Genomic DNA, 22614 nt, shown 5'->3' on the forward strand with positions numbered 1-22614 from the left:
TCTTAGGAGGTGCTTTTTTCGTACCTTGCATTTTATTTTATCTACCTCGATAGGAAGATTCCGCTATACTCGGGGCATCTTATGTCCGAGAAAGGTTGAAGTTTCATGAAAGACAAAACGTTTCGCGCCCTTTATCATATCCCTCCCTCTTTCGTCGAACATCCGCTTCAAAAGCGCGTCCTACAGGCAGTCGGTCGGAATCAAGAATCGATGGTCGAGGTCATCTTCCGCGTCGGTGGGTTCGGCACGTATGATGTGAGTACGATCACCTTTTTTGAGAGGGGCACTGTCCTTCGTCACATTGAGCGGTCCGACCGAGCGATCACCGAGCCCTTTGAATTCGAATACTATGAGGGCGAGGAAGCGAAACAGATGCGTGTCGCGTTTCATCTGCTTGGAACAAATTGGTGGCCACCCGTTTTCGAAGAACTCGAAGGGGTTCGCACGCTAGACGGTACGCAGTGGAGCCTCAGCGTATACACGAACGGGACACTCATTCACGAACATCATGGCAGTAACGCCTACCCGTCCGAATGGGAGCAAGTGACTCGCCTGTTCGGTATTTCTTGAAGAACGACAAAGGGAGCATCCGCGGTGGATGCTCCCTTTCGTCAGAGCGCTTGAATCATCTCGACCCGATTGCCGAACGGGTCCCGAAACTCGAACCGGTCGAACCCCGGAATCGGAATACCTTCGGAGTAGGTGATTTCGTTCTCTCGAAGCGCTTCCTTCCAATAATCTAAATCCGTCACCGCATATGCGATATGCGCTTTCGTCTTCTGTCGTTCCACATCGTCCTCTGCCCCGACATGAACGGAACGGTCGCCGACCTGAAGCCAAAATCCACCTCGTCCCTTCAATGAATCCGGCTTCTCGATTTCACGTAGACCGAGAAAATCGCAGTAAAATGCCTTCGCCTCTTGCTCCGCTCCAGTTGGAATCGTGATCTGGACGTGATGAATCCCTGTGATCATGCCTCATTTCCCCTTCCGATAGGTCAGTCCGATATACTGCATCTTCTCGTTGAACAAACGTGGGTACGCCAGATAGCCGACGAGCGTCGCCGAGATCGAGGCAGTCGTCAAAATCAAGAACAGGATCAAGAGTTGATACAAGACCGCTTCCATCGGGTCGGCTCCTCCGATGATGAGTCCGCTCATCATTCCCGGTAGCTGGACGAGTCCCATCGTCTTTTGGGCCTCGACGGTCGGGATCATACTCGTCCGAATCGCATTCTTCAAGCTGCGGTCGATGGCCACTTTCGGCGTTCCGCCGAGCGAGAGAATGAGTTCGATGACATCGTCACTCCGCTCGACCTCGTCTTTGAACTTATTCAAGAACAGGAGTGACAACACCATGCTGTTCCCGATGACCATCCCGCTGATCGGAATGACTTTTTCCGGCTCAAATGGGATGATACCAAGCCCGAGCATGAGTCCCATCGTCAGCGCTTCGATCGTCACGAGCGTCAAGACGATGATCCACATGATACCCGGAATGCCGTCCCCTTTCCGTCGAATGTTTTGTGTCGCGGCGACAATCATGAGTAGGATCATCAACAGCATGAAAATCGGACTGTCGCTCTCAAAGACGAACGTCAGGATATAGCCGATGATCAGCAGTTGAATGATGGAGCGGACGGTCGCAATGATAATATCACGCTCGAGTCCAAGTCGTAGGACGAGTGTCAAGGCGAGCGGGATGACGACGAAGATGAGCGCCGTCGCGAGTTCAATATATGACATCAATCTTCCCCCCTGACGAATCGTTGGATGACGGGATTGTCCGACTCATCGATGAACGATGCGTCCCCAAATGCAAGTAGTTCCCCGTCCTTCAAGAACCACATGTCGTCACTTACCCGCCGTGCCTGGTCGAGATCATGGGTGATCCAAATGACGGTCACGCCGTACGATTGTTGCAGTTTTCGAATGAGTCGCTCGATCTCTTTCACCGTTCGGTAATCTAGGCTCGCCGTGATCTCATCGAGCAAGAGCACGTCCGGTTTATTGACGAGCGTTCGTGCGATGGCGACCCGGCTTCGTTCCCCACCCGACAGTGATTTGATGGGTTGGTCGAGGAGCGCCTCATTCAAGTCGACGCGATGGAGCAATTCGGCAGCCCGGTCGCGGTCAAGTGTCTCGTCGAAGATGGCTTTCGGGAGATTCAAGTTGTCGTACACCGTCCCTTGAATCATCGGCGCGCTTTGGAACGCCATCCCGATTTTCTTTCGAAGTTCGAGGATGTCCATCTCCGCGATGTCTTCCCCTTTAAAAAGAATCGTGCCCGTGTCTGGTGACAGCAATCCGTTGATATGCTTCAGACACGTCGTCTTGCCGGCACCGCTCGGTCCGACGAACGTTGTGATTCGTCCTTCCCGGAACGTCCCGGACACCTGGTGCAGGATGTCTTGATGACTCACATCTTTGAATTCAATGATTGACATGCTTCTCTCGCCTCCTGGTTCTAGTGTACATAAAGTCAGGAATCGACTGCATCCAATATGTATGGGGAAAGTTTATACACGATATTTATTGATAAAAATTACATCCCCATTAAATAAAGCATCGCAAGTTGTCCTACAGCAATAACTATCGGAACCATCGAGAGTATGGATAACCATCGCTTCTTCATCACAACACTGATTCCCAACAACAATAGTCCGAAAATCAAGACACCGAAGATGGTAAACATCGTCACATAATTCACTCCCTCTACTCAATTTGATAGTATGTATCTTCTGTTTTTCGACTTCATACCCTTTTTAAATCACTAGATAATAAAAGCGCTCGACCGTTTCCACACGAAACAGTCGGGCGCTTTTGTTAATTATACTCCCGTTCGATGACAAAGCTCGTCTTGTCTCCGCGGAAGTAGGAGCGTGAGTATTCAATCGCTCGTCCCGACTCATCCTCTGTCACCGTCTCGATATGGAAGCACGGTGACCCGAGTGGACAGTCGAGGAGTGCACTCACCTTCTCGTCAGCTAAGGCAATCTCCAGTGCCTCTGTCGTCTTGGCGACATGAACGTCGTGAACCTCGGCGAGTGTGCGGAAGAGCGAATGCTCCGCCTGTTCCTTCGTGATCCCCGGTGCAATCTGCCACGGGATGAACGAGACCTCATACTGCGTCGGTTCCCCGTCCGCATGACGGATCCGCTCAATCTTCTGGATCGGGGCATTGTCTTCCGCTTCAAACACCGATGCGATTTGACCAGACGCCGAGATGACCGAGATGTCGATCAAGGCGACTTGCCCACGTTTTCCTTGGACGGCGAGCTGGGCCGCATAGTTGTTCGGCGTGTACGACAACGTCTGTTGTACTTTCTTCCCGGCTACGAACGTCCCGCGTCCTTGTTGACGGACTAGATAGCCTTCCATCGTCAACTGGTTAAGTGCGCCCCGTACCGTCGTCCGGCTCACATCGAACTCCTCGCAAAGCGCGTATTCGGTCGGAAATTTTTCCCCTTCTTTATAGTGCCCACTTTTGATGCGGGACAGCAGTTCATCCTTGATTGCGGTTTGGAGCGTCGATTGCGACATGTCTCCATCTCCTTTACGTTGGGTTGGTTCCTTTATTGTGATACAGCAAGCATACAAATGCAAATACAAAAACTCATTTGTATTATTTGTATTTTTTATATTGCCGAAAGTTGTATCATTTGTTATATTTGTTACGACAAAAAGAAATCGCTTTCAAAAGGAGGAGTTGGCACCATGGCAGTCAAGGTCGTCATCATCGGCGGTGGGTCCAGTTACACCCCGGAAATCATCGAAGGATTGATTGATCGACAGGCAACGTTCCCCGTTCGGGAGATCGTGCTCGTCGATATCGAAGAAGGGAGGGAGAAATTAGAGATCGTCGGTCGTCTCGCCAAGCGGATGATTGAGAAGGCAAAGGCCAAGATCACACTCAGTTGGACGCTCGACCGAAGAGCCGCACTCGTCGGCGCAGATTTTGTATCCACACAGATTCGGGTCGGTGGACTCAAGGCACGTGCGCTCGATGAACGCATCCCGCTCAAGCATGGCTTCATCGGGCAAGAGACGAACGGCGCAGGCGGATTATTCAAAGCGTTCCGTACCATCCCCGTCTTGATCGACTTGGCAAACGAAGTCGCCGAGATTTGTCCGGACGCCTGGCTCGTCAACTTCACCAATCCGGCGGGCATCGTCACCGAGGCCGTACTCAAGCACTCATCTCATAAGAAGGTCATCGGTGTCTGCAACATCCCGTTCAACATGCGAAACTCGGTCGCTGAGATCCTCGAGACGCCTGTCGAACGAGTCGCGATTGAATTTATCGGATTGAACCATTTCGTCTTCGGTCGTCACGTATGGGTCGACGGTGTGGACCGGACGAGTGACGTCCTCGCCTCGCTCAACGCAGGCAACGACTACTCGCCGGCGAACATTGTCGGGCTCGGTTGGAGCGAATCGTTCCTATCGTCACTCGGCATGTTACCGAACCCGTATCATCAGTATTACTTCCAGACGAAAGATGTATTGAAGAAAGACCTCGAGGCGTACGAACAAAACGGCACCCGTGCCGAAGTCGTGCAACAAGTCGAGGCCCAGTTGTTCGAGAAATACAAAGACGTCGATCTCGCCGTCAAACCGGAAGAGCTTGAAAAACGTGGAGGCGCCTACTATTCTGACGCTGCCTGCAATTTGATGGACTCGATCCATAACGACCGCGGTGACATCCAGACGGTCAACACGCTCAATAACGGCACGATTCGGGATTTACCAGACGACGCGGTCATCGAAGTGAACGCCGTCATCACGAAGTCGGGGCCTCGCCCCATCTCCATCGGCGCGTTGCCGCTGCCGATCCGTGGGCTCATCACGAACTTAAAAACGTTTGAACAGCTCGCCATCCAAGCGGCTGTATCTGGCACGTACGAGGACGCCTATCTTGCCTGCCTCATGAACCCGCTCATCCAGGACGAGAAACGGATCGACCCGCTTCTCAAAGAGCTGTTCACAGCGCACGAGGCGTACCTACCCCAATTTAAAAAGGAGGTTTACTCATGAATAAGTTTATTGAAATCGCGGGACGTATCGGGTCCCAAAGGCACTTAGTCGCCATCCGTGACGGATTCGTTTCCGTCATGCCACTCATCATCGTCGGGTCGCTCGCGGTCCTCATCAACAACTTCCCAGCCGTCAACATCGGTGGTCTCTCGCTCGACTTCGTCGGTTCGATGAACAACCTGTTCGGCGAAGGTAATTGGCAAGGGCTCGGTGGTAGCATTTGGAACGCGTCCTTCGCGATACTCGGGCTCCTGATCGCCTTCTCCATCGGGTATAACTTGGCCCGTTCATACGGGATTGACGGGCTCGCGGCGGGGATCTTGTCGCTCGCCTCGTATATCATGCTCGTACCGGTCACTGCTGACTGGGGTCTCAACTTCGCATGGCTCGGCGCACAAGGTCTCTTCGTCGCCATCATCGTATCGATTGTCGTCACAGAAATGTTCCGCTACCTCATCAATACGAAACTGACGATCAAGATGCCAGAAGGTGTACCAGGTGGGGTCACACGTTCATTCCAAGCGCTCATCCCATCGATGATCATCTTGACGGTCGTCGCAGGATTCCAGCTCTTCATGACGCTCGTCGTCGAACTTAGTGTATTTGAAGTCATCTTCAAAGCGATTCAAGAACCGCTCCAAGGATTCGGTGACTCACTCCCGGCTGCCTTACTGATTGCCTTCTTGAACCACATCCTTTGGTTCTTCGGGCTTCACGGGACGAACATCATCGGCTCGGTCATCGAACCGGTCTATCTCCCGCTCATCGAGCAAAACTTGGCTGCCTTTCAAGCCGGAACGTCAGCGTTTGATGTACCGTACACGGTCACAAAACCGTTCTTGGATGCGTTCGTCTTCATGGGTGGATCGGGTACGACGTTCGCGCTCTTACTCGCGATCTTCATCGTCGTCCGCAAACAACGGAATCACCCGTATCACCAAGTCGCAAAACTGTCGACACCAGCCAGTCTCTTTAATATCAACGAACCGGTCATCTTCGGTCTTCCGATTGTATTGAACCCGATCATGCTCGTACCGTTCATCTTAGTGCCGGTCACGCTCACCATCGTCTCTTATGTCGCGCTCTCGACAGACATGGTTCCGAAGACGGTCGCCATCGTCCCTTGGACAACGCCACCGATTATCAGTGGCTATTTGGTCACGGGCGGTAGCGTTCGCGGCGTCTTGCTCCAAATCGTCAACTTGTCGATTGCGACAGCGATGTATATTCCATTCGTCATGGCAGGAGCGAAGGCGATGACAGCCGAAATCAATAAAAACAAATCTGCTACTGAGGAAGGAGAAAAGATTTCGTGAAAACCGAAACCATCCAAGAACTCTCGTTTATGATTATCTTACATGCCGGAAATGCACGCTCCTCTGCATTCGAGGCTATCGCTGCCGCGAAACGCGGTGAAGCGGACGAAGCGGCGGCAAAGTTGAAAGAAGCCGATGCGGCCTTCTTGGACGCACACAAGCTACAAACGGAGCTGTTACAAGAAGAGGCACGGGGGACGACGAGCGACATGAGCGTCCTCCTCGTCCACGCACAAGACCACCTCATGACGGCGATGACCGTGAAAGAGCTCGCCGTCGAAATGATTGACATGATCACCCGTTTGAATCGATTGGAGGAAACGACATGAACATCTTACTCGTCTGCTCGGCAGGAATGTCGACATCAATCTTAGTGGAAAAAATGCGGAAAGAAGCTGCCGCACGCGGACTCGACGCATCCATTGACGCGATCCCCGAGTCGCGCTTGAAAGAACAGTCGAACGTCGACGTCATTTTGATCGGACCCCAAGTCCGTTACCTCGAAGGCAAAATCAAGTCGTCCGTCGACGTACCGGTCGCGGTCATCGATAACATGGCGTACGGGATGATGAAAGGTGACCTGGTCCTCGACCAGGCACTCGGTCTCGTCAATGCCTAAAACGTTCGTCCTCGTCAACGCTGATGATTTCGGATTGACGACAGGTGTGAACGCCGGCACCTTGGAGAGTCATCTGAATGGAATCGTCAATTCGGCGACGATGATCATGAACGGGTATGCCGTCGAGGAAGCGGTCAGACTCGCGAAACAACATTCGTCGCTCCGTGTCGGGGTCCATCTCGTCTTATCTTGGGGCAAACCGCTCGCCGACACGAGCGCCCCTCTCACGAAAGAAGACGGCACGTTCCGCTACACAAGCCGTTTCTTGACTGAAGACTCACCTGACCCGGAGCTCGTCTATCTCGAGTGGAAAGCCCAAATCGAGGCGTTCCTTGCGACCGGACTTCCGCTCGACCATCTCGACAGCCACCATCACATTCACGGTTGGCCGGTTCTGCACGACATCATCATTCGTCTCGCTGAAGAATATGACACGACGTTTCGGGCCTTAACGACGCTCGGGTCACGCCGAGACTTGTGGGTGACCGAACGGTTCAGTGATCAGTTCTATGCGGACGGTGTCTCCCATGCGACGCTCGACGCCATCGAACCAGGTGGATCCATCGAAGTGATGGTCCATCCGGCCGACCTCGATGATTGTCTTCCGAGCGTCACGTCTTACCTCGAGCCACGCCTCCTCGAAAAACAGGTGTTGGTCGACTATGAACGCCCCGATTGGTGGGCATGACAAAAGCGGGTTCCCTTTCACGGGGACCCGCTTTTTCATAGGTCGAATGCTTGTTGAATCTGCGCCGCCGTCTCTTCCGGACTTAAGTTCGTGTTATCGATCCGAAGATAGTGCTCGACGTCTAATTCTCCCGGACGTGAGTTCAATCGATACATCGTCGCCGTCTGCTTCAGTTCTGCCTCGGACCAGGCGATGTCACGCTTCGACGGTTTATGGGCAAGACGGTTCTCCGTCGTATTGCGCGCGAGGCGCTCTTCCATCTCGGCCTCGAGCTCGACGTAATAGATGTCCGCCCCGTGTGACTCGAACAAATCCGTCACTTTCTTCACGTAATCCCAGTCCTCCTGCATGTCAAACGCCCAGACGAACGTGAAAATCATGCCGGGTAGATCACTCTTGGCGACCGATTCGAACAGTTCTTGACGAAAGTGTTGGACGAGTCGCTTCCCTTCCGGCGTCCCGTAATTGAAGAACGGTCCGACGAGGTCGATCGTCATGTGGTTATGGAATAATTTCAGTCCGGTTTTGTCGGCGAGCGCCTGCCCGACCGTCATCTTGCCGACGGCTTGCGGACCAAATAAGATGATGAATTTCATTGGATTTCCCCCTACATCTTTTGAAGATTTTATCATGTGACTTAAAATGTGTGACCCCTCCAAAATATTTGTTTACCTCTTTCCAAATGAAGGAATAAGCATAGCATCGAACTTTATGGAAAGAAGGTGCCCCTGTGACTTGTCCCCACTGCGGAAAGAAGACACGATCGAAAACGGTCTGTCCGACGTGTGGCCGCCGCTCACGTCGCACGATTTGGTTATTTGCCACCCCATTCGCTATCGCACTCATTGCCTTTGTCACCTTCATTGGAAACGCCTATTTCACGGACATGCTACGTTCGACCGACTCGCTCGCCGATCAGGTCAACTTGCCGATTGGGGAAGATACGGTCTCCGCTGACGAAGCGACACCGGTCGACTTCGCCGCACTACAAGATAGCCTCTTCACCGTCAGTTACGGGACGGGATTTTTGGTGAGTTCACGCGATGTCGTCACAGCGGCCTCGAATGTGGCTGGATTGACGAATATCATCATGTACCATGAAGGGCAGGCCGTCTCCGGTACCGTCGTCGGTCGGACGAAGCTCATCGCTGTCATTCGAATCGAAGAGACGGAGAACACACCGTACACCCTCACGCAAGCGATTGCAGCAGAGGATGAGACGTTGATCACATTGACGATGCAAGAACGAATCAACGGAACGGTCACATTCGCCGAGAACGGCTATAGCCGAAACTTTGAATTACCTCGTCATGCGTATGGCAGTCCACTCCTTTCAGCATCCGGGCGAGTCGTCGCCATCCATTTGCGAGGAATCGCCTTGCCGACCGCACTATTTGAGCAAGACATCCGGACGTTCATCGCAAAAGATGCACCGGCACCGCCACCTATCGAACTCGCACCGGTCGAACCGATCAAACCAGATTTGACAGAAGAACCGGTCGTCGTTCCGGAAGCACCCCCTATTCCCGAGGCGCAACCTGAAATCCCACCGGCCACTGAACCGGAGGCGCCGGTCGAGGAAGAAGTCGAAGAGGAAGTTGTGGAAGAGCCCGAACCGACGACACCGGAAGTGACGCCGGAAGAGCCTGCGGAACCGCCAAGTGAACCAGAGGAACCGACGGACCCACCGGAAACGGAAGAGCCGATTGAAGACGATCCCCCGGTGACGGAGCCGGAGGAACCGACCGAACCGGAAGAGCCAACGAAGCCAGAAGAACCGACGACGCTCGAAGCAGACGGGGATGAGGACTCCATCGTCGAAGAAGACATCGTCGAAGAAGATTCAGAAGAACCGATTGAAGAGGAAAACGACACGAGCACCCCATCTGATTGATGGAGTGCTCGTTATTCGTCACGTGTGAAGCGTCGTTGGAGATTGCCGAGCACCGCTCCTAATGCCAGAAGCAGAATCGACAGCGCCCAGAACGGGAGCGCATCTTGCAACAACCAGACGACGAGGGCACTGAAGCCGACGACGGCTCCGAGCCATAGAAAGTTCCGTTGTCCCATGTCATTCACCTCGTCCTCATCATAACACAACGATTCGATATGCCGTTGTTTGTGGCGGCAAGGAGCGTGTCAATCGTTCATCATGCTCGACTCGAACCTGTTGTCCGACGAGAAGCGGTGTCTCGTCCAAAAGAGGTCTCGCTACATGAAACACGATGCCATCAAACGGTTCCGCTTCCCGCGTCGGCGTGACGCGGATTTTTTCCTCCATCACCTCTGCGACATATCCAGTGAACGTCGCCATGCCTTCCCCCTCCTTTCCAGTCCTACCTTTCCATTTCCCGTTTTTACAAGATTTTACGAACGGGAAAGCCCATATCGGACATAGCCCGCCTTTAGGCATGGGATGAGAGTGAGTTCGGATGTGAAAACATCCGACGTTCGGGTATACTTATCCCATAGACAAGAACAAGTCTCTAAAACGCCTGTGTCCATCGCCCCTTGAAAATCGTATACGGTTCGGTCATGAAAACATATGACCGGTAAAACGATGCCTGTCGTCATGCAAAAGACGCTAAAACATCAGATGGACACACCTGCAACGACCTGTGGTGGATGGTAACAGTCCACCAGCCTGAGAATCTATATGATCTGTCTCAGGAGGGGTGATGGCACACCCTCATCTGGAGGTTTGAGCAAAACAGAAATGGACTGCGCTCGCACAAGCACTTCAGAATCCCACGGTTTTAATCGTGGGAGTGTCAAAAAAGATGCTACTCGCCTTTTGCAAGAACAAGTATAATAGAGCGACACCAGTACTTGTGAGGAGGACACCGTATGACACAAACGATCGATTTACACACCCCAGAGTTCCAGCGCACGTTCCTTGAGATGATGCTCCTCGCAGAATTAACAGAAGCTTATAACGCTGAAGCCATCCATGACATGGCGACACGGGGCGAGACCGCGTTCCCGGATGACCCATTTTTCCCGGCGATGCGCGCTTATCCGTACATTCGAGAAGGTGACACTGATTCGGCCAAACCGTGGCTCGAGAAAGCGAGCACACTCGGCGATCACTACATTCTTCATATATTGAAAGGATTTGTCAGTGAAGATACCGGGTTCACGTTCGAAGCGGAACAACACTTTCTCCGTGGCGTCGAACGCTATCCGGACGTCCCGATCATGCATCGCGCCCTTGCCGTCCACTACTTCGACCGCAAGTTCCATGGCGAGGCCGGTCTTCATATCATGAACTATGTCCGACTTGCCGGATTTGGTCCGGACACCGTCCCGATGTTGCTCGAATTTTTCCAAGTGTATGACGACATTCCGCTCGATATGGTCAATGAACTGATGAAGACTTCGAGCGGTTACTTAACATTAAATCCGCATGACCCGCATGCCCATTCCTTATACGCGTCTATGTGTAGCCATCGTTTCGCTGCACTGACGGCCGAGTTGAAGGACGATGACCCGCTTACCGACGAGATGATTTGGATGCTCCTAGAAGTCGAGAATCACGGGATGTGGAGTGCGACTTATGACCGCAGTGAAGAGCGGATGTTCCGTCACATGTTCGCGGAATACGTCGACAACGTCATTCTTCCGAACACGTCGCAGCTCTATGTGTGGCGCCTTCGGTTGCGTTACTGGACACGTCGCCTGACACACCGCTTCACGGGTGGTTACTCTGTACCGACGTCATGAAAAAACATCACGCCAGCGTGATATGCTCCCCAATAGGTAGACAGATGAAATAAAAAATCTGTTTATCTATTGGGGAGTGTTTTTATATGGCGAGAAGTCGGCATACGATTGAACAAAAATTGAGTGCGCTGCGCATGATGGAAGAAGAAACATATACTTGGAAGGAAATCATGGGGGCTCATGGGGGCTCTAGGCACACCCTCCAGGTGTGGAAAGTGAAATTCGATACCGGTGGGATCGATGCGTTGAAGGAATCGAAGGCATGGAAATCTTACACCAAGGAACTGAAAATCGCGGCCGTCCGCGACTATCTCGATGGGTTCACTAAAATGGAGGTACTCTCCAAGTATCAGATCAGTAATTGGTCTGTTCTTCGTAAATGGATTAAGAAGTATACTAGTCATAGCGAGTTAACAGATTCGAGAAAAGGAATGGATCGAGCTATGACAAGAGGAGGGGCGTTCATGCAACAAATTGTGCATGTCAGGCTCCCGTTTTTGCAACTCATACATAAACATACACCAATTGTGACTTTTTCTAACATACTGTAAAAGAAGAGAAGGAGGCCTCCATGAAAATCAAAATTGATATTGACCCGGCCCACGAAGACACTCCCATGGTGACCATCCAGGCAAGCGAGTGGACCGAAGAAGTAGAGGCGATTGTGCGGCATCTGAAGGAACTCGATAAATCAGAAGGTTCACCGAAGCGACTTGTAGCTGTAGACGGCGAGGGGTCTGTGATCTTGCAGCCGAGTGAGATTGACTATGTCTATTCGGCAAATCGAAAGGTGTACGCGCAGATGCAGACGAAAACGCTAGAGTTGAAGCTCAAACTATATGAACTAGAAGAATTCTTGACCAACTACAGCTTTATTCGCTTCTCCAAATCGGTCATCGGCAACATGGACCGGATTGACAGATTCGAACTATCGTTCAACGGAAATCTGTGTGTCTTTTTTAAATCCGGTAATAAAGAATACGTCACACGAAGCTATGTGCAGCATCTGCGCAAGCAATTAGTGGAAGGAGGTGGCGGCCGTGGTGAGTAAATTGATTGTCCGTATGTTTGGTGGATTTGGTGTAGGGGCTGTGGTGACGCTCATTGCGCTTGTTGTACTGAATGATCCCGAAGATACCGTTTCTTCTCACCTGATTGCTCTGAACTTACTCGGCAGCATGTTGATCGGTGCGTACTTTAGCATAAGCGCTTTATTATTCGAAAGAGACGAATGGAGCATGTTGAAGCAGACCTTGTTTCATTATGTAACGTCGCTGATTGTGCTGTTTCCTGTCTTTACTTGGCTCACAGGTTGGGTTCCACTCACACCACGTTCACTTGCCATTGGATTTGTATTTTTCACAATCACCTACATCCTCAACTGGCTCGGCTGGTTTACGTACTTTAAGCAAATGGAAAAGCGCATGAATGAATCCTTGCAACAACGAAAATAAAGGGAGGGAACAAATATGATCGAGATTCAAGGCGTCCGCAAGAACTATGACAAACGGCAAGCGCTTGACTCAGTAAACCTCGATATACCGAGGGGAAGCTGCTTCGGTTTGGTCGGCCCGAACGGAGCAGGAAAGTCGACGCTCATGAAGATTTTAGTCGGTGTGGTGGAAGACTATGAAGGAGATGTCCTTGTGCAAGGAGCACCATTTAAACAGAATGTCACAGCCATCAAACGGCGCATCGGTTACGTCCCACAAGACATCTGTTTAGAAGAGACGTTGACGGCGCGTGATAACTTGCTGTTCTTCGGAAGGCTGTATGGGTTGAAGGGTTCTAAGCTTCAAGAACGCATACAACAGGTACTCGCACTAATCGGTTTAGCTGATCGAGAAAAATCCCTTGTCCGCACCTTCTCTGGAGGGATGAAGAGGCGATTGAATATCGGATGTGCCTTACTTCATGATCCGGACATCATTGTACTCGACGAGCCGACAGTAGGCGTCGATCCTCAGTCACGTTGGGCCATCTTCGAATTGATTCATGACTTGAAAAGGCAGGACAAGACGATTCTTTATTCCAGTCATTACATGGAAGAAGTGGAGCAGTTGTGTGACACGATAGGGTTTATAGACCAAGGAAACGTCGTCGAATACGGAACCATGCAAGAGGTTCTCGCCAAACACCGACACGCGGCCATCTATTTGGAAGGTCCGTCCGTGACGCGAGAAGGGTTAAACGGATACGAGGGTGTGACTGCGCGGGATAAGGGGTTTGTGATTGAGAGTGCAGAACCTTTACGTCTTCTGGAGCAGATCGCCAAACAGTTTGCCGCTGAGGCCATCATTCCGGAACGCCTTGAACTCAGTCAAGCGAAGCTCGAGGACATCTTCTTCAAGCTGACTGGCACGCATTTACGCGACACGAGACAGGAGGGAGTGCAATGAACGCGATTGCCTTACTAGAGCTGAAAAAGAAGACACAGGATAAGGGACTATGGTTTTGGACATTTCTGTTACCCATCATCTTCATCGTCGGCTTTATCACGTTATTTGGAGAGAGCATGGGTGCAGAGCCCGAGCAACTTGTCGTCCAGATCGTGCCGGGGTATACAGTCATGTTCTCGTTCTACATCATGATTTCCATCGTCATCGCGTTTATCAAAGATCGCGACAGTGGCATGACGGCGCGTATGGCCAGTACACCATTGTCGCGGATGGAGTATTTCCTTGGCAAATGGTTGCCGTTCGTCGCAGTGGTCTTGTTACAGATCATCGTGCTGTTCGGGTTTGGTGTAGTTGTCTATGACCTTCCTCTCGGCGACCCGGTGGCGCTCGCTGTACTCTCTGTCGGCCTGGCATTTGTTGCGACAGGCTGTGGAATGGCGATGGCAGTGCTCGCCAAGACGGAAAACATGGGAATTGCTCTCACGCAAGTCATTGCTCTCGGTGGTGCAATGCTCGGTGGTCTCTGGATGCCAGTTGAATTTATGCCGGAGGTGATGCAGAACATTGCGAGGTTCCTACCACATTACTGGGCACTGGAAGGCTACAAGACCGTGCTCTTGGAGCAAGGTACTCTACTAGATGTTTGGGCATCTCTAGCAATTCTTGTGGTTTTCGGAACAATTTGTATCGTCACAGCGCTCGTATTCTATCCGCGGTACTTGAGGCAGGCGAAGAGTTAAATGAACAAAAATCAACCCCAGGGGTTTTTGAACTGCTCCCCGTCAAGTAGACAGTAAAAAAGAAAAAAGGGTAGACCTAAGCTGCGACCTGGTATCGATACTGATATGCTCCCCAATAGGTAGACAGATGAAATAAAAAATCTGTTTATCTATTGGGGAGTGTTTTTTTATGGCGAGAAGTCGGCATACGATCGAACAAAAATTGAGTGCGCTGCGCATGATGGAAGAAGAGAAGCTTAAGCGCCGTATCCAGCAAATGGAGCTTGAGAACGAACTTCTTCGTGCGGACATCTTGTTTCTAAAAAAGTTGGAGGAGATCGAGAGGAAGTCGTGATCAGCCAGGTACGGCTACAGCAACGATATATCGCCATCAAAGAATTAAACGAAGAGGAGGCCCTTTCGATCGTGCTCCTCTGTCGAGTCGCCGACATCTCACGGGCGGCCTATTACAAATGGTTGAATCGTACCATACCGGTGCGTCAAGAAGAGAACGAGAAGCTTCTGTAGGACATTCGTCTGCTCTATGACCAGGCGAACGGCACATACGGGTACCGTCGGATCACGATGACCATCAATCGGCTGCGCCGGCAACAGAGCCTGTCCCCGTTCAATGAAAAGCGGATCTATCGCTTGATGCATATCCATGGGATCCAATCGATCATCCGCCGGAAGCGGAAGAAGCATAAGAAGTCAACGCCGCAGCACGTGGCCGAGAATCTGATGAACCGAGAGTTCAGCGCGTCCCGACCGGACGAGAAATGGTGCACCGACGTCACCGAGTTCAAATACGGCGCCGGGAAGAAGGCCTACCTGAGCGCGATCATCGACCTGTATGACGGCTCAATCGTCGCCTATCGCATCGGGAGGTCCAACAACAACGGGCTCGTGTTCCATACGATGATGCCAGCCATCGCGGGGATCCGTACAGGAGCACGTCCGATGATCCATAGCGACCAAGGGTTCCAATATACCTCGAGAGGGTTCAAACGGATGGTAGAAGACGCGGGAATGACCCGAAGCATGTCCCGGGTCGGACGTTGCATCGACAATGCGCCGATCGAGAGTTTTTGGGGCACCTTGAAAGTGGAGATGTACTACTTGCGTGAGTTCCAAGCATATAGCGAACTCACATCGGCCATCGAGACCTACATATCGTTCTACAACCACGATCGTTTTCAGAAACGACTAAACGGCTTGAGCCCTGTCGAATACAGGGCTCAAGCCGCCTAGGTCGGTATTCATTATTTGCCCTGTCTACTTGACGGGGAGCAGTTCAGCGCGGCGTGATGTTTTTGTTTATCCGGCATACGGTTTAATCGGTCCGCGCAGGCTGAACGAGTAGTCCTCCGGATCGACAATCCCGACGACTTCGTCGCCTTCAAGTAACTCCCATAGGAATTCTGCCATCTCGCGCGCCGTGTGATACTTTGCGACGTTCTCGCTATAGTCGAATCCTTCCGTATCGCGAGCCCGGTCGGCGAAACTCGTTTCGGTTGCAGCCGGTGCGAGTACTTTCGCCCGAAGCTTGGCATCACTCTGCTTCAACTCTTGCGCGAGCCCTTCCGTATACGCACTCACGAAGAACTTCGTCGCACAATACGTGACCGAGTTCGGGACGATCCGATAGCCCCCGACAGACGACACGTTCAACAGTTGCGCCCCTTCGACGTCATGATAATCTCGGACGTATAGACTCGATAAGACGGTGAGCGCTTCGATATTCAGACGAATCATGTTCTCGATTTTACCGAGGTCGACATCTTTGATGAGATCCGCATCCCCGAATCCGGCGTTGTTGATCCACGTTTCGATATCGAGGTCCGCGAGCGATTCATAGAGACCATACACGTTTTCGCTATATGATAGGTCGGTCGATTTGATGATGACATCACTATCTGGCGAGATGGATTTGATCTCATCACGTAGCGACTCAAGCTCTTCTTTCCGTCTTGCGACGAGCACAAGCGACTTGCCTTTTTCGGCGAGTAGCTTCGCTGTCTCATAGCCGATTCCTGAACTAGCTCCTGTAATGACCGTATACTTCATATAATCCACTCCTTTTTGTCGTTTACCTTGTTGTTGATTCCCCACTTTCTTCATCGCGAATCGTTCCGATGTGAACGAAAAGCCCTGACTCCAAGGAGACAGGGCTTTCAACTTATGTCGTGAATCGACCAATCAGTGTCTGCAGGTCACTCGTCATATTGCCGAGTGATTCAGCGACACCGTTCAATTCTTGAATCATCGCGAGTTGGGCGTCAGCCGTCTCACCGACCGTACGCATTGTGTCGGCCATCCCTTCACTGTCTTGTGACATTTGAAGAGAGGACGTCGCGACTTGTTTCGTCGTCTCCGCAATCTCATGCGATGCGATGCGGATATGTGACGTATTATCGACTGATGTCTCGAGCTGACTGACAATCTGTTCGAACGCACGTGTCGCTCGTTCGAGCAACAACGTGTTCGTCTCGACGCGTTTCGCACTGACGACGTGTTGGTCGAGAACGGCGTTCGACTGTGTCTGAATCGACTCGATCAACCCGGCGATCTGTGTCGCCGACTGCTTCGACTGCTCGGCAAGTTTACGCACTTCTTCTGCAACGACGGCGAACCCTTTTCCTTGCTCACCGGCACGTGCCGCTTCGATGGCCGCGTTCAATGCCAACAAGTTTGTCTGGTCGGTGATCGATTGAATGACCTCGGTGATAAGGGCGATCTCGTCAGACTGTTGCTTCAATGCCGAAATCGATTCTCCCGTCAGACGTGTCTCCCGCTCCAGTGCGAGCACCTCGTCTTTCGCCTGAGCCATCGTCGCACCACCTTCTTCGGCGAGCATCAAACTCTGTGACACATCATCGTCAATCGAGCCAATCGATCCAGCGATACGACCGATGCCTTCATCGGCAACAGCCACCGCTTGAGATGTTCCAGTCGCTTCTTTCGCCTGCGCGACCGTTTCTTCCACGACTCGGTCGATGAGACGTGTCGTTTCCTCCGTCTGTGACGCCATCTCTTCCGTACTCGCATACAGTTCTTCCGATTGTGCTGTGATTTCCTGTGCGTTTTGGGTGACGCGGTCAATGAGTTCACGCAAATTACCCTTCATGCGGTTGAAGCCGGTCATCAATTGTCCGATTTCATCTTGTGTGAGCGCCTGAAGATCCTCACGTGTCAAATCACCTTCCGCGACTACTTCTACTTCTTTCGCTAAGAAACGGAGCGGTGTCGTCACCATACGGCTGATGGCATATCCTGCGCCCATCGTCAGGACGAAACTGACGATGGCGATGAAGACCGAGTACCAGAAGGCACGCTGACTCGCTTCTTGGAGCTCCATCTGCATCGCCAACATCTTCTCTTCCGTCTCGGCCTGCAATGCGTCTCCGGTCGATGCGATCGATTTCGTCACGTCTGGCATGAGACGTAGTGTCAAACGATCAATCGCTTCTTGATCTTTTGAGTCGATTGCCGTGATGGCTTGAGTCGCCAACTCATCATATCCTGTCACGTATCCGAGTAACGATTCATATTCCTTTCGTTCGGTCTCATTGTCCGCGAGTTCAATCAACGATTCGATGGCGGCTTTCTTCTCTTCTCCGCCCCGGCTGATTTGTTGTTTGCGCTCATCATCCTGTAGAAGCACATACCCGCGGACACCATACGCTTGACGGACCATCCCGAGCGCCAAGTCGTCTGCCGCTTTCATCTTCATGACATCGTTTGAAATCATGTGTTCATATTGACTCGTCATCCGGTCGAGCGTCCACAGATTGTATCCCATTCCAACGATTGTCAAAATTAGAATCAAACCGATACTCGTCATGATTTTTCTTGATAACGTCCATGTGTTCCGTATCTTTTTCACGTACTACGAGGAGTAATCTCCTCTTCCACCTCTATTTCTCTCTATTTTTATGTATTGCCTTTTTCTTTATCGGATACAACAGCCTTATTTGTACCAACAATTTGAAATTCATTTATGTATTGACCTATCTTTTTATTTTTTGTACTGGGCACAAAAAAGAACCAGACAGCTGCCTGGTTCTGAGACTTGCTTATAGTTTGAATTGCGCCACGCGATTTGAGAGTTCGATCGCCCGTTTTTCCGTTTCGCTCATCTTCGCTTGAACGTCGTTGAAGCGCTCGACCGAGAGCTGAACTTTCTCTGAGATCGACTGCGTTCCGTCCGCGCCCTCTGTCACGGTCGTCGCTACTTCTTGAATGACCCCAAGAATGTTGTCCGTCATATGACGAAGTTGAAGCGCGTTACCTTCGAACGTCTTCGCCGTCTCACCGAATACTGTCGCATCCTGTTCGTATTGCGTTGCGGCATCTTCGAGTCGGTCGTAGTCGGCCATGACTTTCGTATTGAGGAACGTCAACATGTCTGCCGAACTCGTATTGAGTCGTTCGACCGAATCGATGACCGTGTTTGACACGTCACGAATCTCGTTGACCGTCTGACGTGAGTTTTCCGCCAGTTTGCGAATCTCGGATGCGACGACCGCGAATCCGCGACCCGCTTCACCTGCCCGTGCCGCTTCAATCGATGCGTTCAAGGCGAGCAAGTTCGTCTGGTCGGCGATCGCAAGAATAGCTGTCGTCAAGACACGAATCTCTTCAACCGACTTGGCCCCTTTGATGGCTTCTGCGAGCTCGACTTGTTTCTTCTCGATAATTGCCACTGCTTCTGTTTTCGAAACAACGGCTTGTTCACGCATTTGGTGTGCTCGTGTCTCGACTCGGTTCGCCGTATCGGCACTCTCGTTTGATAGATCGACAATCGAGTCAATCGAGCTACCCATCTCGGTCGTCGAGGCGCTCATTTCTTGTGAAGAGGCTGCCGTTTCTTCCATACCAGCCGTCAATTCTTCGACCGTACCCGACGTCTCTTCCATATAGTGGCTGAGTCGCGTCACTTCAGCGGATACATCTTTTGAAGACGAGAGAACGACTTTCGCCGTCTCGTCGACATCGATCATAATCTCACGAAGTGTGGCGAGGAACGTGTTGAACGAACGACTGACTTGTGCGATCTCGTCGTTCGACGTGACGGGAATCGTCATCGTCAAATCCCCACCTTGTGTCGCAAGTTCATCAAAGCGTGTCTGGAGCGTTTGCATCGGTCGAATAATCGAGCGTAACAGGCTGAGTCCGAGGAACAAGAGAATCACCACGGCCCCAACCGTCACGGCAATCAACGCCATGAGAGACTGCATGAATTCACTTTCCATGTTCTGACCGACACGTTGCGACCCTTCTGAGTTGTAGGCGACAAGGTCTGCTAGTTTTTGTGTGAAGTTGTCATACGTAGATTTGGACTGCGCATCATAGTATGAGCGGGCCATCCCTGTGTTACCCGTTGAGCTGAACGTCAACATGTTGTCCGAGACACGTTGATACATCTCCCATTGACGCGAGAAATTCGTAAAAAGTTCCTTGTCTTCTGCGTTTACGGCTCGTCCTTCATACTTTGGTGCGATCGTATTGATTTCGTCACGAATCTCTTTCATTCGTGTCATGAGTTCTTCTTTTTGTGCCGCATCCTCCGTCACGATATGATCGAGCTCAAGCGTCCGATAATTCGCAGCGAGCGTATTGAGTTCGTGCGCGTAGTCGAGTCCTTTGTTCCAGTTGTTGACGATGTCGTCCACCTGACGGTTCGCGCCACTCATTGAAAATAGCGCGTAGCCGCCGACGCCAATGACCATGACGAGCGATACGATGACGAGACCCCATAATTTTTGACGAATCGTTAAATTCCTCCCGATGTTCGCCCCGAAAGATGTGGTCCGTTCACGCTTCTCTCCGCGTTTCCACTTGAGTGTCGGTTTCCACGTCCATGTCGGTTTTCGTTTGATCCGGTTCAGTGCTTTAGACCATGTTGATTTCCATGCCATCTATGTATTCCCCTCTCAATCATGCAGTGTTTCCTATACTATCGACAATTTTCAGAAAATAATGAAGAGGATTGACCAAACTTAAAAAAAGGTGACTCAAACTGCAAGAGTCACCTTTCCATCGATTATTTCTCACTCAATACCGTCTGCGTACCTTCAATCATCTTGATTTCGGTCCACTCCATCACATTCTTCGCGAGCGGATCGTTGGCGACCATGAAGTCAGCAAGCGCTTCTACTTTTTGGGCGTCGACCGGTTGTTTCACGTTGTTCAAGCGGAAGCGTACGACCTTATGGAATGCATCTAAAAATGAGATTTCAAGTTTTGTGTCAGTCATGGGTGATTCTCCTCCTTAGTGTATGGGTTAGACTAAATCGTATTCACGGACGATGCCGAGGTCTGCTTCCTCTTGAATGACGAGGTCGATCAAGAGACGACCGAACGCGTCAATCGTATCTGCCGTCAGGTCGGCACGAATCGGACCGAACCGTTGTGCTTTTTTCGTCGGTTTTGCTGTTTGTACGTCATGATGCGTCGTCAACACGAACGTTGCTTTCTTCTCTGTTAAGACAGCCATGGGGGGATGGCTCCTTTCAATAGGGAATTAGGTTTCTGATACGGTCGAGGTATCCATTCGTTCGAGCAGCTGGATCATGCGATCGAGCTTCGTCTCAATCCGATGAAGCAAATAGAGTGAGACGACGATGGGGAACCCCAGATTGGAGATGAGTTCGGGCCAACTCATGTGACCACCTGCTCATCGTGCCGAGGATCGGCGGCGGGACGAGTGCGGTTCTTCATAAGTCCTCCCTGTTAATACACTAGAAATTCTTGGGCCACGATGTAGTTGGCGGATTCCACATCAATCAGTGCCTTGATCAAGTCACCAAACTGTTTCATCCGTGCCTCATCCATCCGACTTCCAAGCGGTCCATAGCGAACGAGTTGCTTTTTCTCTTTGCCGTCGAGTTGTCGCCGGGTATCCAAATAAAGTATCGTCGCTGTTTCTCGATATGCTGCCATCTGTCTCACCTCCTTCGCCCTTATTAACCGCTTACAAGGTCAAAGTGCTCATTCTATTTTTCTATAACAATGAGTGACGATAGTCCCAAAACCTCTGAATTTTTATTCATTTTTCAAATGTTGACTGCTTTTCTTGAGTTTTCATACCAATTAGGGTATCTTAATCTTCGGCAGACAGCATTCAAAAATACGTCAAAAGTACCATGATTTATTCCCCATATTTGAAAAAACTGTAAGTTAAATTCTTGTAAATGGGGTACGATACGTAGGAGGGCATTTTTTGAATTTTACTAGTCAGTCTTGAAGAAGGAGACATACACGATGAACAGCCTAGACCTCGCAAGCTTTGCCTCAATTCCTTCCGCTCAACACGACTTCGACCAAGCCGACCTGACGTTTTCAGCGACCGAATGGGATACATACCGGCCGGAACAAGGAAAACCAATTTCGTATAAAGAGCAACATTTGATTGTCTATCCGCTCAAAGAATTGAGCCGCGCCTTTAGTGTGGCCGGCATCCCACGCAGCCAACAGCAATTGATCAAGTGGGAGACCGATGGCGTCTTGCCGCCGACCCCGTTCACGTTTGGTCGGAAGCGATTCTATACGGAAAATCAGATTCGTACCATTGTCGACATCGCATTGGAATGCGGATTGCGCCCACGAACACACGTCAAAAAGACGAACTTCTCCGAATTGGTGCATCATGAACTAACGTACATATTAAAACTCGAACTAAACGCTTATGAGGCGCCTGTCGTCTGAACAGGCAAAAGCCATCCGCCATGAAGGTCATGACGAATGGCTTTTTTTACTCACTTTTTCGTAATCGACTGCGGCACGTCCGCACGGGACACTTCCTCATATGAGGTGACCGTTCGAGTCGACGGTGACATCGTGACGATTGTAGATGATGGAAATGGGATTACCGAATCCGAATCGCCTTATATCTTTGAACGCTATTACCGAGGCACGAATACAGATGACGCACGCGGGAGTGGTCTCGGCATGGCCATCTCACGGGACATCATCGAAGCCCACGGCGGGAAGGTCGAAGTCGAAAGTGCACCGGGATACGGTACCACGATTCAAATCACATTCACTGCATAAGAAAAAGGGACGCTCAGGCGTCCCTTTCCTATTGATAAAAGAATGTTCAAATACGTTGT

Annotated in this window: 29 protein-coding genes and 2 pseudogenes; 16 read left to right on the forward strand and 15 right to left on the reverse strand. The window is 51.1% G+C overall.

The window, feature by feature from the left end; translation table 11 throughout:
* Positions 1-105: 105 nt before the first annotated feature.
* Positions 106-570: a hypothetical protein gene (locus tag KNO68_RS08440; protein ID WP_214873112.1), complete on the forward strand. Its 465-nt coding sequence runs from the start codon at positions 106-108 to the stop codon at positions 568-570.
* Positions 571-611: 41 nt separating this feature from the next.
* Here the strand turns inward: KNO68_RS08440 and KNO68_RS08445 are convergent, their stop codons facing one another.
* The 5 genes from KNO68_RS08445 to KNO68_RS08465 all read right to left on the reverse strand — a co-directional run bounded on the left by KNO68_RS08445 (position 612) and on the right by KNO68_RS08465 (position 3542).
* Entirely contained in the window at positions 612-974 is a 363-nt protein-coding gene (locus KNO68_RS08445; protein WP_214683592.1) for a VOC family protein, read from the reverse strand.
* Between the two features lie 3 nt (positions 975-977).
* Positions 978-1745, reverse strand: coding sequence for an ABC transporter permease (locus KNO68_RS08450; protein WP_074035973.1), 768 nt, complete (start codon positions 1743-1745; stop codon positions 978-980).
* Complete coding sequence (locus KNO68_RS08455) at positions 1745-2446, reverse strand: ABC transporter ATP-binding protein (protein WP_214873110.1); 702 nt, start codon at positions 2444-2446, stop codon at positions 1745-1747. The genes KNO68_RS08450 and KNO68_RS08455 overlap by 1 nt, the downstream gene beginning before the upstream one ends.
* A gap of 98 nt (positions 2447-2544) precedes the next feature.
* The gene (locus KNO68_RS08460; protein WP_214687420.1) at positions 2545-2700 is read right to left on the reverse strand and encodes a hypothetical protein; all 156 of its coding nucleotides are present in this window, start codon (positions 2698-2700) and stop codon (positions 2545-2547) included.
* A 125-nt stretch (positions 2701-2825) separates the two neighbouring features.
* On the reverse strand, positions 2826-3542 hold the full coding sequence (locus KNO68_RS08465; RefSeq protein ID WP_078147525.1) for a GntR family transcriptional regulator: 717 nt from the start codon (positions 3540-3542) through the stop codon (positions 2826-2828).
* A 174-nt stretch (positions 3543-3716) separates the two neighbouring features.
* Between KNO68_RS08465 and KNO68_RS08470 the strand changes: the two genes are divergently transcribed.
* Genes KNO68_RS08470 through KNO68_RS08490 form a run of 5 tightly spaced genes read left to right on the forward strand, consistent with a single transcriptional unit; the run spans position 3717 to position 7659 of the window.
* A complete protein-coding gene (locus tag KNO68_RS08470) occupies positions 3717-5036 on the forward strand; it encodes a 6-phospho-beta-glucosidase (protein ID WP_214873108.1) in 1320 nt (439 codons plus the stop codon).
* On the forward strand, positions 5033-6352 hold the full coding sequence (locus KNO68_RS08475) for a PTS sugar transporter subunit IIC (protein WP_215112342.1): 1320 nt from the start codon (positions 5033-5035) through the stop codon (positions 6350-6352). Before KNO68_RS08470 ends, KNO68_RS08475 begins: the two co-directional genes overlap by 4 nt.
* The gene (locus tag KNO68_RS08480) at positions 6349-6681 is read left to right on the forward strand and encodes a PTS sugar transporter subunit IIA (protein ID WP_084156011.1); all 333 of its coding nucleotides are present in this window, start codon (positions 6349-6351) and stop codon (positions 6679-6681) included. The genes KNO68_RS08475 and KNO68_RS08480 overlap by 4 nt, the downstream gene beginning before the upstream one ends.
* Positions 6678-6971, forward strand: coding sequence for a PTS sugar transporter subunit IIB (locus KNO68_RS08485; RefSeq protein WP_012727190.1), 294 nt, complete (start codon positions 6678-6680; stop codon positions 6969-6971). The genes KNO68_RS08480 and KNO68_RS08485 overlap by 4 nt, the downstream gene beginning before the upstream one ends.
* Positions 6928-7659 carry a carbohydrate deacetylase gene (locus KNO68_RS08490; RefSeq protein WP_240499852.1) on the forward strand — a complete coding sequence of 244 codons (732 nt, stop codon included), beginning with the start codon at positions 6928-6930 and terminating at the stop codon, positions 7657-7659. The genes KNO68_RS08485 and KNO68_RS08490 overlap by 44 nt, the downstream gene beginning before the upstream one ends.
* Positions 7660-7694: 35 nt before the next feature.
* Here KNO68_RS08490 and KNO68_RS08495 read toward each other — a convergent pair whose 3' ends face one another.
* Positions 7695-8255: an AAA family ATPase gene (locus tag KNO68_RS08495; protein ID WP_078147530.1), complete on the reverse strand. Its 561-nt coding sequence runs from the start codon at positions 8253-8255 to the stop codon at positions 7695-7697.
* Between the two features lie 134 nt (positions 8256-8389).
* Between KNO68_RS08495 and KNO68_RS08500 the strand changes: the two genes are divergently transcribed.
* Positions 8390-9553, forward strand: coding sequence for a hypothetical protein (locus KNO68_RS08500; RefSeq protein WP_214687425.1), 1164 nt, complete (start codon positions 8390-8392; stop codon positions 9551-9553).
* Positions 9554-9564: 11 nt separating this feature from the next.
* Here KNO68_RS08500 and KNO68_RS08505 read toward each other — a convergent pair whose 3' ends face one another.
* Both KNO68_RS08505 and KNO68_RS08510 read right to left on the reverse strand, forming a co-directional pair.
* Positions 9565-9729 (reverse strand): hypothetical protein, encoded by a 165-nt coding sequence (locus KNO68_RS08505; protein WP_214683581.1) that lies wholly within the window; start codon positions 9727-9729, stop codon positions 9565-9567.
* Positions 9730-9748: 19 nt separating this feature from the next.
* Positions 9749-9973, reverse strand: coding sequence for a hypothetical protein (locus KNO68_RS08510; RefSeq protein WP_078147532.1), 225 nt, complete (start codon positions 9971-9973; stop codon positions 9749-9751).
* Positions 9974-10506: 533 nt separating this feature from the next.
* On the opposite strand from KNO68_RS08510, the gene KNO68_RS08515 reads away from it, so the two are divergent.
* The 7 genes and pseudogenes from KNO68_RS08515 to KNO68_RS08545 form a co-directional block, all read left to right on the forward strand.
* On the forward strand, positions 10507-11382 hold the full coding sequence (locus tag KNO68_RS08515) for a tetratricopeptide repeat protein (protein ID WP_214730288.1): 876 nt from the start codon (positions 10507-10509) through the stop codon (positions 11380-11382).
* A gap of 86 nt (positions 11383-11468) precedes the next feature.
* A pseudogene (locus KNO68_RS08520) lies at positions 11469-11837 on the forward strand (helix-turn-helix domain-containing protein); the annotation flags it as partial.
* Between the two features lie 161 nt (positions 11838-11998).
* A complete protein-coding gene (locus KNO68_RS08525) occupies positions 11999-12433 on the forward strand; it encodes a LytTR family DNA-binding domain-containing protein (protein ID WP_240499853.1) in 435 nt (144 codons plus the stop codon).
* On the forward strand, positions 12426-12836 hold the full coding sequence (locus KNO68_RS08530; RefSeq protein ID WP_215112343.1) for a DUF3021 domain-containing protein: 411 nt from the start codon (positions 12426-12428) through the stop codon (positions 12834-12836). The genes KNO68_RS08525 and KNO68_RS08530 overlap by 8 nt, the downstream gene beginning before the upstream one ends.
* A gap of 15 nt (positions 12837-12851) precedes the next feature.
* Positions 12852-13781, forward strand: coding sequence for an ABC transporter ATP-binding protein (locus KNO68_RS08535; RefSeq protein WP_214687427.1), 930 nt, complete (start codon positions 12852-12854; stop codon positions 13779-13781).
* Positions 13778-14521 (forward strand): ABC transporter permease, encoded by a 744-nt coding sequence (locus KNO68_RS08540; RefSeq protein WP_074033236.1) that lies wholly within the window; start codon positions 13778-13780, stop codon positions 14519-14521. The genes KNO68_RS08535 and KNO68_RS08540 overlap by 4 nt, the downstream gene beginning before the upstream one ends.
* A gap of 223 nt (positions 14522-14744) precedes the next feature.
* Positions 14745-15751, forward strand: a pseudogene (locus tag KNO68_RS08545) (IS3 family transposase); the annotation flags it as partial.
* 66 nt (positions 15752-15817) lie between these two features.
* On the opposite strand, the gene KNO68_RS08550 reads toward KNO68_RS08545, so the two are convergent.
* The 7 genes from KNO68_RS08550 to KNO68_RS08580 form a co-directional block, all read right to left on the reverse strand.
* Positions 15818-16567, reverse strand: a complete 750-nt coding sequence (locus tag KNO68_RS08550; RefSeq protein ID WP_078147538.1) for an SDR family NAD(P)-dependent oxidoreductase — start codon at positions 16565-16567, stop codon at positions 15818-15820.
* Positions 16568-16679: 112 nt separating this feature from the next.
* Entirely contained in the window at positions 16680-18386 is a 1707-nt protein-coding gene (locus tag KNO68_RS15110) for a methyl-accepting chemotaxis protein (RefSeq protein WP_353047960.1), read from the reverse strand.
* Between the two features lie 190 nt (positions 18387-18576).
* Positions 18577-20421 (reverse strand): methyl-accepting chemotaxis protein, encoded by a 1845-nt coding sequence (locus KNO68_RS08560; protein WP_215112344.1) that lies wholly within the window; start codon positions 20419-20421, stop codon positions 18577-18579.
* Between the two features lie 125 nt (positions 20422-20546).
* On the reverse strand, positions 20547-20759 hold the full coding sequence (locus KNO68_RS08565; protein ID WP_031422462.1) for a DUF2922 family protein: 213 nt from the start codon (positions 20757-20759) through the stop codon (positions 20547-20549).
* Positions 20760-20786: 27 nt separating this feature from the next.
* Positions 20787-20999: a hypothetical protein gene (locus KNO68_RS08570; RefSeq protein ID WP_147538794.1), complete on the reverse strand. Its 213-nt coding sequence runs from the start codon at positions 20997-20999 to the stop codon at positions 20787-20789.
* A gap of 27 nt (positions 21000-21026) precedes the next feature.
* Positions 21027-21167: a YvrJ family protein gene (locus KNO68_RS08575; protein WP_012727209.1), complete on the reverse strand. Its 141-nt coding sequence runs from the start codon at positions 21165-21167 to the stop codon at positions 21027-21029.
* A 68-nt stretch (positions 21168-21235) separates the two neighbouring features.
* Positions 21236-21445 carry a hypothetical protein gene (locus KNO68_RS08580; RefSeq protein ID WP_214873095.1) on the reverse strand — a complete coding sequence of 70 codons (210 nt, stop codon included), beginning with the start codon at positions 21443-21445 and terminating at the stop codon, positions 21236-21238.
* 321 nt (positions 21446-21766) lie between these two features.
* Here KNO68_RS08580 and KNO68_RS08585 point away from each other — a divergent pair, with 321 nt between their 5' ends.
* Both KNO68_RS08585 and KNO68_RS08590 read left to right on the forward strand, forming a co-directional pair.
* A complete protein-coding gene (locus KNO68_RS08585; RefSeq protein ID WP_214685903.1) occupies positions 21767-22210 on the forward strand; it encodes a MerR family transcriptional regulator in 444 nt (147 codons plus the stop codon).
* A gap of 36 nt (positions 22211-22246) precedes the next feature.
* A complete protein-coding gene (locus KNO68_RS08590) occupies positions 22247-22555 on the forward strand; it encodes a sensor histidine kinase (protein WP_483297477.1) in 309 nt (102 codons plus the stop codon).
* Positions 22556-22614 lie beyond the last annotated feature (59 nt).

It is taken from the genome of Exiguobacterium sp. s75, from assembly GCF_018617145.1.
GTDB lineage: Bacteria > Bacillota > Bacilli > Exiguobacteriales > Exiguobacteriaceae > Exiguobacterium > Exiguobacterium profundum.

Excerpts from the sequence above, each read along its gene's own strand:
- KNO68_RS08585 (WP_214685903.1), top strand. The coding sequence starts at position 21,767 with ATGAACAGCCTAGACCTCGCAAGCTTTGCCTCAATTCCTTCCGCTCAA.
- KNO68_RS08510 (WP_078147532.1), bottom strand. The coding sequence starts at position 9,973 with ATGGCGACGTTCACTGGATATGTCGCAGAGGTGATGGAGGAAAAAATC.
- KNO68_RS08550 (WP_078147538.1), bottom strand. The coding sequence starts at position 16,567 with ATGAAGTATACGGTCATTACAGGAGCTAGTTCAGGAATCGGCTATGAG.
- KNO68_RS08485 (WP_012727190.1), top strand. The coding sequence starts at position 6,678 with ATGAACATCTTACTCGTCTGCTCGGCAGGAATGTCGACATCAATCTTA.
- KNO68_RS08525 (WP_240499853.1), top strand. The coding sequence starts at position 11,999 with ATGGTGACCATCCAGGCAAGCGAGTGGACCGAAGAAGTAGAGGCGATT.
- KNO68_RS08465 (WP_078147525.1), bottom strand. The coding sequence starts at position 3,542 with ATGTCGCAATCGACGCTCCAAACCGCAATCAAGGATGAACTGCTGTCC.
- KNO68_RS08580 (WP_214873095.1), bottom strand. The coding sequence starts at position 21,445 with ATGGCAGCATATCGAGAAACAGCGACGATACTTTATTTGGATACCCGG.
- KNO68_RS08505 (WP_214683581.1), bottom strand. The coding sequence starts at position 9,729 with ATGGGACAACGGAACTTTCTATGGCTCGGAGCCGTCGTCGGCTTCAGT.
- KNO68_RS08560 (WP_215112344.1), bottom strand. The coding sequence starts at position 20,421 with ATGGCATGGAAATCAACATGGTCTAAAGCACTGAACCGGATCAAACGA.
- KNO68_RS08535 (WP_214687427.1), top strand. The coding sequence starts at position 12,852 with ATGATCGAGATTCAAGGCGTCCGCAAGAACTATGACAAACGGCAAGCG.
- KNO68_RS08590 (WP_483297477.1), top strand. The coding sequence starts at position 22,247 with ATGGCTTTTTTTACTCACTTTTTCGTAATCGACTGCGGCACGTCCGCA.
- KNO68_RS08540 (WP_074033236.1), top strand. The coding sequence starts at position 13,778 with ATGAACGCGATTGCCTTACTAGAGCTGAAAAAGAAGACACAGGATAAG.
- KNO68_RS08470 (WP_214873108.1), top strand. The coding sequence starts at position 3,717 with ATGGCAGTCAAGGTCGTCATCATCGGCGGTGGGTCCAGTTACACCCCG.
- KNO68_RS08495 (WP_078147530.1), bottom strand. The coding sequence starts at position 8,255 with ATGAAATTCATCATCTTATTTGGTCCGCAAGCCGTCGGCAAGATGACG.
- KNO68_RS08450 (WP_074035973.1), bottom strand. The coding sequence starts at position 1,745 with ATGTCATATATTGAACTCGCGACGGCGCTCATCTTCGTCGTCATCCCG.
- KNO68_RS08455 (WP_214873110.1), bottom strand. The coding sequence starts at position 2,446 with ATGTCAATCATTGAATTCAAAGATGTGAGTCATCAAGACATCCTGCAC.
- KNO68_RS08515 (WP_214730288.1), top strand. The coding sequence starts at position 10,507 with ATGACACAAACGATCGATTTACACACCCCAGAGTTCCAGCGCACGTTC.
- KNO68_RS08565 (WP_031422462.1), bottom strand. The coding sequence starts at position 20,759 with ATGACTGACACAAAACTTGAAATCTCATTTTTAGATGCATTCCATAAG.
- KNO68_RS08570 (WP_147538794.1), bottom strand. The coding sequence starts at position 20,999 with ATGGCTGTCTTAACAGAGAAGAAAGCAACGTTCGTGTTGACGACGCAT.
- KNO68_RS08575 (WP_012727209.1), bottom strand. The coding sequence starts at position 21,167 with ATGAGTTGGCCCGAACTCATCTCCAATCTGGGGTTCCCCATCGTCGTC.
- KNO68_RS08475 (WP_215112342.1), top strand. The coding sequence starts at position 5,033 with ATGAATAAGTTTATTGAAATCGCGGGACGTATCGGGTCCCAAAGGCAC.
- KNO68_RS08445 (WP_214683592.1), bottom strand. The coding sequence starts at position 974 with ATGATCACAGGGATTCATCACGTCCAGATCACGATTCCAACTGGAGCG.
- KNO68_RS08440 (WP_214873112.1), top strand. The coding sequence starts at position 106 with ATGAAAGACAAAACGTTTCGCGCCCTTTATCATATCCCTCCCTCTTTC.